This window comes from Bradyrhizobium sp. AZCC 1678 (genome assembly GCF_036924765.1).
Classification (GTDB): Bacteria; Pseudomonadota; Alphaproteobacteria; order Rhizobiales; family Xanthobacteraceae; genus Bradyrhizobium; species Bradyrhizobium algeriense.
Window position 1 is genome coordinate 4,454,981 of sequence record NZ_JAZHSE010000001.1, and the last position, 11,759, is coordinate 4,466,739.

The following is an 11,759-nucleotide window of genomic DNA, read 5'->3' on the forward strand; positions in this document are numbered from 1 at the left end:
AGACCTGATTTGAAACTTCGGAACAAAGTTCCCTTCAGGAGTGTTATGCCCATGCCAAGGACAACACTCGAGGTGTGCTGGGGGTTCGGTCCCGATTAAGCGATTTAGCTGGGTGTCGCCTGATGTGATGCAGGCGGCGGTGTCGGCCGATGGCAGAACCGTCTGCGTCTCGATCCGCCGCTTGAAAATCCTCGTGCAGCCGCTCGATCGCATTGGTGGTAGTAGCGATGTTGGCGATTCCGCCGCGCGAATTCCCACAACATTTCCAGGCGGCACCAGTGCCGTTGTCATGCAACCAGTTAAGGACAATGCATGGCGCTTGAACAGGTGGATGGCGACGGCTCTGGGTTTGCGAGGCCGAAACTCGGCCTCGCATTTGCTGCTCGCCATGCCGAGACGTTGCTCGTGCTCCTTGTGCTGAGCGTGGCCTTGGTCATCGGGCTTGCGACCGCCGCGGATTACGGGCTGTCGACCGACGAATTCAACACCGACGATTACGGCCCCAAGGCGCTTGCCTGGTACACGAGCGCCTTTGCGGACCGGTCTCAGTTCGAGACGGTCGAAGAGTATCTGTGGATGTATGGACCGTGGTTTCAGATGCTCGTCGCGGCCGTGCAGTCGCTTGAGCTCGCGAGCCCGATCACGGTCCGGCACGCCATGACCTTCCTGTTCGGCCTCGCTGGGCTCGCCGCCGTCGTGCCGATGGCATGGCTCGCGGTCGGGCACTGGGCTGGGTTGACGGCGCTAACCCTGTGCCTGCTGACCGGCTACCTGTACGGCAACCTGTTCTTTGCCCCCATCGACGTGCCGTTCCTGTTCGCCATGAGCTGGTCGACGCTCGCGATCGTCCTGATGGTGCGGCAGGAGGTGCCGAGCTGGCGTTTGACCCTTGCGACCGGCCTTGCCACTGGCCTCGCCATCGCGACGCGCACCGGCGGGGTGATCACGCACGCCTACCTCGTCGGCGGCATGAGCCTGTGCGCGCTCGAGGCGCTGCTGCGCAATGGCCGCGCGGGCTATGGCCAATTGCGCCAGATCGGCTTGCATACGCTGCTCGCCATCCTCGTCGCCTGGCTGACGGCGATTGCGCTCTGGCCGTGGTTACAGATTGGACATCCGCTCACACAATTCCTCGAGGCCTATCGGCACTTTGCTCCGCTCGACACCTCGTTCGAATTCCAGAACTGGGGCCAGCGCACGTTCACCGATAAGCTGCCCGCCTGGTACATCCCCGGACAGCTTCTGGCGCGTTTGCCCGAGGGCTTTTTGGCGTTACTGTCGCTCGGCATGGCGGTCTGGATCGGTGCTGCAGGGTCGTGGACGCGCGCTGCCCTCGGCGCCCTGCGTCGGTCCGGCATCGTGGGACTGCGACCAGTCGCGGCCGAGCTCGCAGGATCGCGCGCGGTGCTGGTCGTCAGTGTGGCGGCGTTCGGGCCCATCGGGGTGCTCATCCTGCAGGGCTCGACGCTCTATGACGGTGTCCGCCACGTATTGTTCGTGATCCCAATGCTCGCCATCGTGGCCGCGCGCGGGCTGACGAGCCTTTTGCCCTTCTTGCTACGCCACCCGATTGTGCCCGCGGCCCTCGCCGTCGCGCACACGGCCGTCATCGTGGTGACGCTCGTCATCCTGCATCCGCTCGAATATATCGCAATGAACAGTCTGGCAGGCGGCGTCGCAGGCGCTTACGGCCGATTCGACCTTGACTATTGGGGCATGGCGGCTCCCGAGGCGCTGCGCCGCCTCGAGGGTCGAATTGACGCCGAAGGCCGGTTCGCGGGCGATCCACCGCGCGTGCTGGTCTGCCTGGGCTGGCGCGAGCAACTGGCCGGCGTGATGTTCCGTCGCAACTGGATTGCCGAAACCGATCTGCGCAAGGCCGACTACCTGATCGCCACCGAGCGCTGGCCTTGTGCCAACGGCACGTCGGCCGTACTGGTTGATGAGGTCACACGATTTGGCCGCCCGTTCGCCCAGATCTACGCCAATCGTCGCGGGCTCGGCGAGTGACGCCAACTCCGAGCGCGACTTGACAATGGCATCTACTTCTTCGGCATCTACTTCTTCGCCTGCAATTCGATCGGGGGCGCCTCGGCCTTTCGGCCCAACATGACCGGGCGACGTTTTCGCGGCGGGCCTGTCTCACGCCGGCTCTCCTTGGCGCGATCGATCGCGACGGCGCGCGCCAGACGCGTGATCATATCGAGCTGGAGCCGCAACTTGAGATGCAAGTTGAGCATGATGAGCAGGCTGATCACGACCCAGGTGTAGACGATGAGATCGGAACCGCGGCCGATTCCCACGAAGGCCGCAAGCGCGGTGGCATGCTCCGGCACCCAGACGAAGTAGAGGCCGGCGAGCGCAGCGCCGCTCGCGAGCAGGCCGATGATCGGCACCGTCCGGTGCGCCGACCAGGCGTAGACCAGAACCAACGCCAGAAAGGCCGTCAGCAATAGCTGCGCGATCATCGGTAGAGCCTCCGCGCAAACAGATCGATCAGGATGGCCAGCGCATCGGTGATGCGTTGACCCTTGCCCAGCGAATAGGCGCTGTACTCGATGTTCACCGGCACCTCGACAAAGCGCAGGCGGCTCTGCGCGATCTGGTGCAGGATCTCCGACGCGTGCGCCATTCGGTTCTGTCGCAAGGAGATCGCGCGGGCGCCGCGCGCGGTCATCGCCCGTAGGCCATTGTGGGTATCGGTGAGCGGCAGTCCGGTGCTCGCGCGCGAGAACCAGAGCGCGGCGCTGAGCAGGATGCGGCGCGACGCCGGCAGATTTGCCGTCGCGCCGGTGAGAAAGCGGCTGCCAAGCGCGAAATCGATGCCGGGCTGCTCGATCGCCGCGAGCAGCGCCGCGATGGCCACGGGGGAATGCTGGCCATCGGCGTCGAACGTGACGAGCGCATCCGCACGCTGCTCGAGGGCGTAGTCGATCCCGGTCTGCAGCGCGGCGCCCTGTCCGAGGTTGACCGGATGCCGGACGACGACTGCGCCTGCGAGCAACGCGACGTCGCCGGTCCGGTCACTGGAGCCGTCATCGACCACGACGACCGCGTATCCGGCGCGGCGAATACCGGACACGACGCTGCCGACCACCGGCGCTTCATTGTACGCCGCAACAACGACCCAGGGATTGCGAATCCGGCCGGTCATGTCTTATCACACCCACAACAAGAACAAACCACAACAAGGCCGCAGGCGATCACCGCGAGTCCCAACCGAGAGACGCGCCGCCAGCAAGATGCAATCTGGCCGAGGTTGAGGCGCTCTGTCATGGGGGGCTCGTATCCGGACATGGTGGCGCCTTGCTCAAGACCACGCGCATCGCGTCGAACAGGTTCACCGGAATGGCGAACCGGTTGCCGGTCGGGCTGGCCGCGAACTTGCGGCCGAGCATGCGACCGACCTGGAAGGCGATCAGCGAGAACGGCACGAATTTCCAGGGGTAATCGGAACTCTCGACGCGGAAGCCGACCGAATGGGCCAGAGACGCGATGCTGGCGCGATTGAAGAACCACAGGTGCTGGGGAGGTGTCATCAGGCGCCAGTGCGCGCCGGTCGACCGCGCCGCCAAGGAACCGAAGTCTCCGGTCGTCAGCACGATGATTCCGTCCGGCCGGAGATGGTCCGCGAGTAGCGCGAGGGCTTCCTGCGGATCGGGCAGATGCTCGATGACGTCGAGGAGGACGATAACATCCAGGGTGCCAAGCGACTCGAGAGTCGCTTCGTTCAGCAGGCCGCAGATGACGTTCAAGCCGAGATCGCCAGCATGGGCAGCAGCCGACTCCGCCGGCTCGATGCCGCTCACCTCAAATCCCGCGCGGCGGGCTTCATCGAGAAAGAAGCCGTAGGCGCAACCGATCTCGAGCAGGGAGCCCTGTGGCTTGCGGTGTTGGATGAACTCGACCGTACGGGCGAACTCGCGCCGTAGCACGGGTTCGGCGCCGCGATAGTCGGCGTAGCCGTCGGACTGACGGCCGGAAAAGTAGCCATCGTCATAATAAGCGAGCGGATCGAAGCTCGATGCCTCGGTGCGTCCCAGTCCGCAGTCCCGACATTGAAAGATGTCGCAACCGTTCTTGATGTAAAGAAACCGATGTGGCGTCGCCCGACTGCACGCCGGACACTTAAGCGTAAGCGCAGTTCGGTCGTTTCGCATCAGCACATGCGTCCCCAAAAAGCGTTTCTTCCGTGCGAAAAAACGCTTCCGATGCCGAACTGTTCCGGTTGGCGAACGGCCACGGGGTCGCAGGCTGCCTTGTCTGGGCTTCGAATATTGGCCCTGTCGCGTCAACCGCGACCCGGTCAGAGTCTTATTTCTTTCGACAATGCCTCAGATGGTTAGGTGCAACGCGAAGGGGCCAACCTTGGACGCCGATCCGAGCGAACATCGTTGGCCCGCTCGACTTGGCGATCAGCATCAGCGCTTCGATGGCGGCTTGCCATTCCGGCAAGGCGGATTCCTTGCTTGGGAGGCCGGTGATGTAGTCGGCGGAATCGAGCAGGGTCACGAACTTGCCGCCGTCCGCCAGCGCGATCGGCTCGTCAAACTTGCGGCTCCACCCTGACGAACGCTCCGACATCTCGCTCGCCCCAAGGATATCCAACCCCAGGCCGCCGGGCGGGCAAGGGCTACGCCAGATCCGAAACTATTTGGTCAGGTGCGCCACCATGGCCTCACAGGCCTTCTCGGCTTCCGCAAACGTCTTGAAGGGTGATCCACCTATCCGGATGGCGGGCCTGTTGAAATCGATGGAGCGCCAAGAAGCTACAAAGCCAGGTTGTCCGTGGAGTCCAGGACCACTGCGACTCTCATTACTGATTACAAATGAGAAGCCGCTCTCGCTTGCGCTCCATATTTCTAGCTCCTCTGTCGCGGGAGCGACGCGGCTGAAGTGCAGGGGCATTCCACCATCCAGACAACCCTTAAACGGCTCCAGCCTGTTGGAAGCTGGAGCCGTCAACCCTCGAAGGGGTTTTCATCCGGTGGGGCTTTGGGGGCTAGAACCGGAAGCCATAATAGATTCATTTCGAGGCCATCCGTTCCATCGCTCTGCCGTTTTTCCCGAAACTCGATGTAGAGTCCGGTTCCGGACAGACGGGTGAGCGGCGCGGGATTTTAATTGGCGTCGTGGGGGGCGGGGCCGCGATGCGTCAGCAATTAAAGACAGCAGAGTCGCCGATTAGACGGCAAGCCGCAGACGCCTTGCGGCGCGCCCGCAAGCTTCCAGTCGGCCACGCCAGAAACGACCTGAGGCAACTGGCGCTTGGACTTCGCTGGCTCGAAAAGAGAGGGTCCGTTGCCATCGTGCAAGATCGCGATGGCATCCTGGAGATAGCGAGGCAAGTCTAAGCTGAGGCAGCCTTACGCAATCGTTCCGCCCGCGCATTTGCGCCGCTGGGACGAATAACAGTGCACCCACCCCCGGCGTAGGCGAGGCTTGCTCTTGGTATAATTCGCTGATCGTTTCATGCGGAACCTGTTACGCAACGCAAGGCCGAGCAGGAAGAGCAACACCACGCCGGATGTCGATTCCCGGCCGGCTGGGAGTGCTTGGATAAACCACGAGGCTGGGCGATCACCAACCGATTCGACGGGAATGCATTCGACACGCATCAAGCTTCCAGACGGGACAGTCGTCGGCATCGCAAAGTCCCACCCGAGAGAGTCAACGACCGAAGTGTGGTGCGTGTGATCGAGGCCCTAGAAGAATGAAGGTTGCGTTGGCTATGCGCGCCGCCTCTGCCACGGCTTGTGAGAGTCGGAGGAATCGAACTAAGTGTTTGATTTCATTGGTGAGCGCGGAGGGACTCGAACCCTCGACCCCATGATTAAAAGTCACGTGCTCTACCACCTGAGCTACGCGCTCACTCGCCGCGCTGTGTAGGGGGAGGGCCCCTGCGGGTCAATAGTGCCGGCGCGACAAAAGCGGCACTCGCGTAATCCAAATTTTCTTTGTGCCCGTGACGCTTAGCAAGGCTTGTTGAAGCGGACGGGACCTCTTCATCCACCGTCAGTTCGCCTCGCGGCGAATTTCCGACGCAACCGGCTGGGACTGGCTGCCGACCGCCGGCAGGCTGACCGGGCGCAGCCCGATCAGTTCCGCCGTCCGCACCGCGCTGTTGCGCCAGAAGGCGAAGGAATTGGCGCGGGAGTTTTCCAGCAGCGCGATCGAGACGGCGGCCAGGAACGGCAGGCTCTGCAGCACCAGGACGCCGGCGAAGATGTAGATCTCGCGCACCTGCTTGTAGCCGTTCGTCACGACCAGCACGGTGGCGCCGATCAGCAGCAGCACGCCGAGCACGGCCTCCCAGAACGCCTGGAACTCGATCGACATCACCGACAGGCCGCCCTTGGAGGTGCGGGCGAACGGCAGATGCTCGGTGATCAGGCCCTGGGCCACCGCGCGCGACACCGTCCATTGCACGCTCATCGCCGCGATCATGGCGCCCAGCATCTGGCCGGCTTTGACATGCACGCGGAGCCGATACAGCGCCACGAAATGGATCAGCGAGACGACAAAGGAGGCGATGATCGGCAAAGTGAGAATCTTGTCGGGAATGGCGATGTCGGCAAACGCCACGATCGGCACCCAGATCAGGTTGAGGATCGCCACCAGCACGCCGAGGCTTTCAGCCCCCAGCCAGTTCAGCCAGCCGAGCGAGAATTCGCGGCGCTGATCCGGCGTCAACCGGCTCGCGCCGGGCAGGAAGCGCCGCCAGTGCTTCTTGACGATCTGGAAGCCGCCATAGGCCCAGCGGTGGCGCTGCTTCTTGAAGGCCTCATAGGTGTCCGGCAGCAGGCCATGGCCGTAGCGGTGGTTGGTGTAATGCGTCAGCCAGCCGTGCTCGATGATCGCGAGACCGAGGTCAGTATCCTCGCAGATGGTGTCGCCGGCCCAGCCGCCTGCCATGTCCATCGCCGCGCGGCGGATCAGGCACATCGTGCCGTGCACGATGATGGCGTTGCTTTCGTTGCGCTGGACCATGCCGATGTCGAAGAACCCGGCATACTCGCCGTTCATGATGTAGTGCATCAGCGAACGGTCGCCATCGCGATGCTCCTGCGGCGCCTGCACGAGGCCGACGCGCGGATCGGCGAACACCGGCACCAGATCCTTCAGCCAGTCCGGCTGCACCACATAGTCGGCGTCGATGATGCCGATGATTTCGGCGTCGACTGCCGTGCGCTCCATGGCGATGCGCAGGGCGCCCGCCTTGAAGCCCTTGACCTTCTCGGCGTTGATGAACTTGAAGCGCTCGCCGAGCGTGCGGCAATGGTCCTGAATCGGCTGCCAGAACTCCGGATCGGGCGTGTTGTTGATGATGACCACGCATTCGAAGTTCGGATAGTCGAGCCGGGACACCGCATCCAGCGTCTGCTTGAGCATCTCGACCGGCTCGAAATAGGCGGGGATGTGGATCGAGACCTTCGGAAAGGCGACGTTCTCGCCGATGGTGGCTGGCGCCAGCGGCGCGCTCTTCGTGATCAGCCGGCGCGGACCGCGGCCGAAGGCAATCGCCGCGATTTCGTCGATGCGCGCCATTGCGATCAGGACCAGCGGCACCAGCAGGATCAGGCCGAGCGTCAGCGCAAACGCCGAGCCGAACACGAAATAGTGCCCGGCCCAGTAGGCGAACACGGTGGAAGCCCAGGCGCCGACGCCGTTGGCCGCGGCTGAAAGCACCACGGCCTGCATGACGGTCGGCTGCTCGAGCCGCAGGATCGGCAGCGACATCAGGATGCCGACCAGGAGCGCGATCGCCGCCAGCTTCCAGTAGTTCTCGTTCACGATCGGGCCGGTCCACGCGAATTTCGGTTCGCGGGAAGCATCGAGAATGCCCCAATAGGGTCCGACGCCGCCTTCGAAGAACTTCCAGGGCTGATCGATCGCCTCGACGATGTTGTAGTCCATGCCGATGGCTTCGGCGCGGGTGACGAAATTGCGCAGCACCGAGGCCTGTTCGAACGGTCCGGGCTCGGCGTTCCTCAAATTGTATCCGGCGCTCGGCCAGCCGAATTCGGCAATGACGATCCGTTTTCCCGGAAACTGGTCGCGCAGCAGCTGGAACATCGCCACGGCCTGATCGACGGCCTGCTTGGAGGTGAAGTTTTCCCAATAGGGCAGCACGTGCGCGGCGATGAAATCGACGGAGGAAGCAAGCTCCGGATTGTCGCGCCAGATGTTCCAGATCTCGCCGGTCGTCACGGGGACGTTGACGGACTTCTTCACCTGCTTGATCAGCTCGATCAGGTCGTCGATCTTCTGCTCGCCGCGGAAAATGGTTTCGTTGCCGACGACGATGCCGTTGACGTTGCTGTTGCGCTTGGCCAGCGTGATCGCCGCCTCGATCTCGCGCTTGTTGCGATCGGAATTCTTGTCGATCCAGGCGCCGACGGTGACCTTCAGGCCGAACTCGGCGGCGATCGGCGGCACCAGTTCGACGCCGCCGGTCGAGGAGTAGAGACGGATCGCGCGCGTGATCGTCGACAGCTTCTTCAGGTCGGCGCGAATCTTTTCGATCTGCGGAATATTGTCGACGTCGGGATGCGCCGATCCCTCGAACGGCGCATAGGAGACGCTTGGCAAAATGCCTCTGAAATCGGGTGCCGGCTGCTTTTCCTGAAACAGGCCCCACAGCCCGGCGTGAGCTGCGGTCACAAACAGCAGAACGGCAACGACGGCGCGCATTGGCAGCTAAACCATACGGGGCTGCGATTGATGGGAAGCGAACCTGTCCCCTAGGTTCGACCGACACGGCGGCATCATAAGGATAGTCCTGCCCTGCGAATTCACAACTGGTATGACGCCATGACTTTTTTAAGGACGGCGTTTTGAGCGCGCGGCCAATCCAAACGCCAAACGCCGGACAAATAGGATCGTTCCGCTGAACGAATCCTGAATGGCGGGCGGCTATTTCGCCGGCGGGGCGGGGCTGGCGCTGGGGGCCGGCGAGGGCGAAGCGGCCGCGGCTGGCGCCGCATTGCCGGCGGTCGCAGGCGCCGGGCTGGCCGCCGCAGCAGCCTGGGGCTGGGCGCCCGGATTGATCCAGCAGACGTGGATGCGGCTGTCGAGGGTTTCGGCCACTTTGGGATCGATCTGTCCGCCAAAGCGGGTCAGGCAGCGGAAGGCCGCCTGGACATGGCCGCCGGGGCAGCCGAACCGGTCGTAGAGATCGAGATGCCGGAACGCGGTGTCGAGGTCGTCGCGCCACATCAGGCGAACCACGCGGCGGCCGAGCCAGACGCATTCGGGGTTTCCACCCGGGCCGTTGATGGCCTGGGCCGCCTCGACGAATTCGTCGGCCTTGCGCTGATTGTCCTTGTTGACGTCGGCGGCATTGGCGGGCGGCTTGCCGGACTGATCCTGGGGCGCCGGGGTGCCGCTCTGGGCAAACGCGCCGGCCGATCCGATCAGGAGGGCCAGGCCGGCAGCGGCGAAGCGCCGCAAAACCGCAACTCTTGGATCAAGCACCCGTCGACGCATACATTCCCCGATTAGTTTCCAGCCGCGCGGCTGGTGTGGTGGTCTGGCTTGTTGCCGCCCAAATTCGTCCCCAATGCGGCGGACAAGCTCGACGATTCACATGACGGGTATTTCGGATTTTGTCCAGCAAAGTCACAACTTTATCATGGCGGTGGTAAAACTGCCGCAGGGGATGAGGGGCAATAGGACCACCGTGCATCTTGGCAGAACGCCGTTGAACGGGTAATCGACGGTCCCCGCCCGGAGGATGGAACCGATTTCTCTTCGTACGCCGCTGGCGCTTCTCCTTTCATCGCTAGGTATGATCGCGGCCCTTTGGTGGTGGCTTGCCACCCCGATCACGCTTGTGCGCGCGCCGATCGATCCCAGCGCAAAACTGCAATGCGTTTCCTACGCGCCGTTCCGCGGCGCGCAGACGCCGCTGATTCCGTCCACGCAGATTCTTCCTGAACAGATCGCGCAGGATCTGGCGCAGCTTGCCAAGATCACCGACTGCGTGCGGACCTATTCGATCGAGAACGGGCTCGACCAGGTTCCGGCGCTGGCCGCCAAGGTCGGCCTGAAGGTGATCCAGGGAATCTGGCTCTCCAGCAACCGGATCAAGAATCTCGCCCAGATTTCGGTCGCGGTCGAACTGACCAAGGAACACCCTGACGTCATCACCGCGCTGGTGGTCGGCAACGAGGTGCTGCTGCGCGGCGAGATGACGACATCGGACCTCGCGGCCCACATCCGCTCGGTCAAGTCGCGCGTCACCGTCCCCGTGACCTATGCCGATGTCTGGGAATTCTGGCTGCGCAACCGCGAAGTCTATGACGCCGTCGACTTCGTTACGATCCACATCCTGCCTTACTGGGAAGACATCCCGGTGCGCGCGAAGCACGCCGCCGGCCATGTCGACGATATCCGCAAGCGGATGGCGGTGGCGTTTCCAAACAAGGAAATCCTGATCGGCGAAACCGGCTGGCCGAGCGCGGGCAGGATGCGCGAAGGCGCGCTGCCGTCGCGCACCAACCAGGCGCGCGTCGTGTCCGAAATCCTCGACCTCGCCAAGCGCGAAAAGTTTCGGGTCAATTTGATCGAGGCCTACGACCAGCCGTGGAAGCGCCAGCTCGAAGGCACCGTCGGCGGCTATTGGGGCCTGATCGATGACGCGCAGCGCGCGGTGAAATATCCGCCCGGAGAGCCGATCAGCAATTATCCGTCCTGGAAACTGCAGATGGGAAGCGGGATGGCGCTCAGCGCCTTCGTCTTCCTGACGGGCTGGCTGACGCTGCGACGGCGACCGTGGAAGCCGCGGCCGGCCGCGTGGATCGCGGTCGGGACGTCGGCGACAACCGCCGGCATGCTGCTCGGGGTCGCCGTCGACAAGATGTATTATGAGAGCTACGGCGCCGGCGGCTGGCTGCAATGGGGGGCGCTGCTGGCGGCCGGCATTGCCTCACCCTTGCTGTGCGCGAACGCTGCGATGTCGGGACGGCCGCTACCGACATTCCTCGAATTGTTCGGGCCGCGCAACTTCCGGACCAAATCGGTGCTGACGGCGCTGTTGGGTTTCGTGCTTGTCGTCACCACGGTGATCGCAGCGGAAACCGCACTCGGCTTTACGTTCGATCCGCGCTACCGCGATTTTCCGTTCGCCTCGCTGACCATGGCGGTGGTGCCGTTCGCGGCCCTGATGCTGCTCAACCGGCCGGTGGAGGGCGTGCGCCCGATCGCTGAATCTACCTTTGCCGGTCTGCTGGTCGCCGCCGCGCTCTTCACCGGCTTCAACGAGGGCAACCAGAACTGGCAGTCGATGTGGACTTGCGCGATCTATCTGCTGCTGGCGCTCACGCTGTGGCGGGCGCGGGCCGTGCAAATCCCAAAATGAGCAGGCCGATCGCAATTCCCGACAGCACGATATTGTAGAGCACGATCCCGAATCCCGCCGCGATCAGCCCGCCGGTCAACAGCACGATCGACGGCCGCATGACGTGAAGCGTCGCAATGATCAGCGCGGCGATGCCGAATACCGAATTCTTGAAAAGGTACGTCGCAAGCGTCCGCGACTTGCACAGCATGCTTTGCAGGCCGGCGTCGCAGGCCAGCGCGACGGTTGAGAACTCGACCGCGAGGTAGCGCAGGTAAAGCGCGTAGCCGACGGTGACGAAGCCGACCACCAACAGGAATTGGACTTGATAGGGCGTGAGCCGGAACGGGGATTTTTTCATGGGCGCAATATGGTCGGGATTGGCTGCCGGGACAAGCGTTCGCCAATGGCGATAGCG

Annotated in this window: 9 protein-coding genes and 1 tRNA gene; 2 read left to right on the forward strand and 8 right to left on the reverse strand. The window is 63.4% G+C overall.

What is annotated here, in order from left to right; genetic code table 11:
- The first annotated feature begins 312 nt into the window (after positions 1-312).
- Positions 313-2,010, forward strand: a complete 1,698-nt coding sequence (locus tag V1294_RS21015; RefSeq protein ID WP_334499794.1) for a hypothetical protein — start codon at positions 313-315, stop codon at positions 2,008-2,010.
- A gap of 47 nt (positions 2,011-2,057) precedes the next feature.
- Here the strand turns inward: V1294_RS21015 and V1294_RS21020 are convergent, their stop codons facing one another.
- The 7 genes from V1294_RS21020 to V1294_RS21050 form a co-directional block, all read right to left on the reverse strand.
- On the reverse strand, positions 2,058-2,468 hold the full coding sequence (locus tag V1294_RS21020) for a DUF2304 domain-containing protein (RefSeq protein WP_334499796.1): 411 nt from the start codon (positions 2,466-2,468) through the stop codon (positions 2,058-2,060).
- Positions 2,465-3,154, reverse strand: coding sequence for a glycosyltransferase family 2 protein (locus V1294_RS21025; RefSeq protein ID WP_334499798.1), 690 nt, complete (start codon positions 3,152-3,154; stop codon positions 2,465-2,467). Before V1294_RS21025 ends, V1294_RS21020 begins: the two co-directional genes overlap by 4 nt.
- A 118-nt stretch (positions 3,155-3,272) precedes the next feature.
- Positions 3,273-4,160, reverse strand: coding sequence for a class I SAM-dependent methyltransferase (locus V1294_RS21030; RefSeq protein ID WP_334504749.1), 888 nt, complete (start codon positions 4,158-4,160; stop codon positions 3,273-3,275).
- Positions 4,161-4,314: 154 nt separating this feature from the next.
- Positions 4,315-4,584, reverse strand: a complete 270-nt coding sequence (locus V1294_RS21035) for a hypothetical protein (protein ID WP_334499800.1) — start codon at positions 4,582-4,584, stop codon at positions 4,315-4,317.
- A 1,211-nt stretch (positions 4,585-5,795) separates the two neighbouring features.
- Positions 5,796-5,871 (reverse strand) — tRNA-Lys (locus V1294_RS21040).
- Positions 5,872-6,015: 144 nt separating this feature from the next.
- On the reverse strand, positions 6,016-8,694 hold the full coding sequence (locus V1294_RS21045; RefSeq protein WP_334499802.1) for a glycosyltransferase: 2,679 nt from the start codon (positions 8,692-8,694) through the stop codon (positions 6,016-6,018).
- Positions 8,695-8,916: 222 nt separating this feature from the next.
- Positions 8,917-9,489, reverse strand: coding sequence for a beta-1-3, beta-1-6-glucan biosynthesis protein (locus V1294_RS21050; RefSeq protein ID WP_334499804.1), 573 nt, complete (start codon positions 9,487-9,489; stop codon positions 8,917-8,919).
- Between the two features lie 247 nt (positions 9,490-9,736).
- Here V1294_RS21050 and V1294_RS21055 point away from each other — a divergent pair, with 247 nt between their 5' ends.
- On the forward strand, positions 9,737-11,362 hold the full coding sequence (locus V1294_RS21055) for a glycoside hydrolase family 17 protein (RefSeq protein ID WP_334480870.1): 1,626 nt from the start codon (positions 9,737-9,739) through the stop codon (positions 11,360-11,362).
- Here the strand turns inward: V1294_RS21055 and V1294_RS21060 are convergent.
- Entirely contained in the window at positions 11,322-11,702 is a 381-nt protein-coding gene (locus V1294_RS21060) for a hypothetical protein (RefSeq protein ID WP_334499806.1), read from the reverse strand. The genes V1294_RS21055 and V1294_RS21060 overlap by 41 nt on opposite strands.
- Between the last annotated feature and the right edge of the window lie 57 nt (positions 11,703-11,759).

Excerpts from the sequence above, each read along its gene's own strand:
- V1294_RS21025 (WP_334499798.1), bottom strand. The coding sequence starts at position 3,154 with ATGACCGGCCGGATTCGCAATCCCTGGGTCGTTGTTGCGGCGTACAAT.
- V1294_RS21045 (WP_334499802.1), bottom strand. The coding sequence starts at position 8,694 with ATGCGCGCCGTCGTTGCCGTTCTGCTGTTTGTGACCGCAGCTCACGCC.
- V1294_RS21060 (WP_334499806.1), bottom strand. The coding sequence starts at position 11,702 with ATGAAAAAATCCCCGTTCCGGCTCACGCCCTATCAAGTCCAATTCCTG.
- V1294_RS21015 (WP_334499794.1), top strand. The coding sequence starts at position 313 with ATGGCGCTTGAACAGGTGGATGGCGACGGCTCTGGGTTTGCGAGGCCG.
- V1294_RS21050 (WP_334499804.1), bottom strand. The coding sequence starts at position 9,489 with ATGCGTCGACGGGTGCTTGATCCAAGAGTTGCGGTTTTGCGGCGCTTC.
- V1294_RS21030 (WP_334504749.1), bottom strand. The coding sequence starts at position 4,160 with ATGCGAAACGACCGAACTGCGCTTACGCTTAAGTGTCCGGCGTGCAGT.
- V1294_RS21020 (WP_334499796.1), bottom strand. The coding sequence starts at position 2,468 with ATGATCGCGCAGCTATTGCTGACGGCCTTTCTGGCGTTGGTTCTGGTC.
- V1294_RS21035 (WP_334499800.1), bottom strand. The coding sequence starts at position 4,584 with ATGTCGGAGCGTTCGTCAGGGTGGAGCCGCAAGTTTGACGAGCCGATC.
- V1294_RS21055 (WP_334480870.1), top strand. The coding sequence starts at position 9,737 with ATGGAACCGATTTCTCTTCGTACGCCGCTGGCGCTTCTCCTTTCATCG.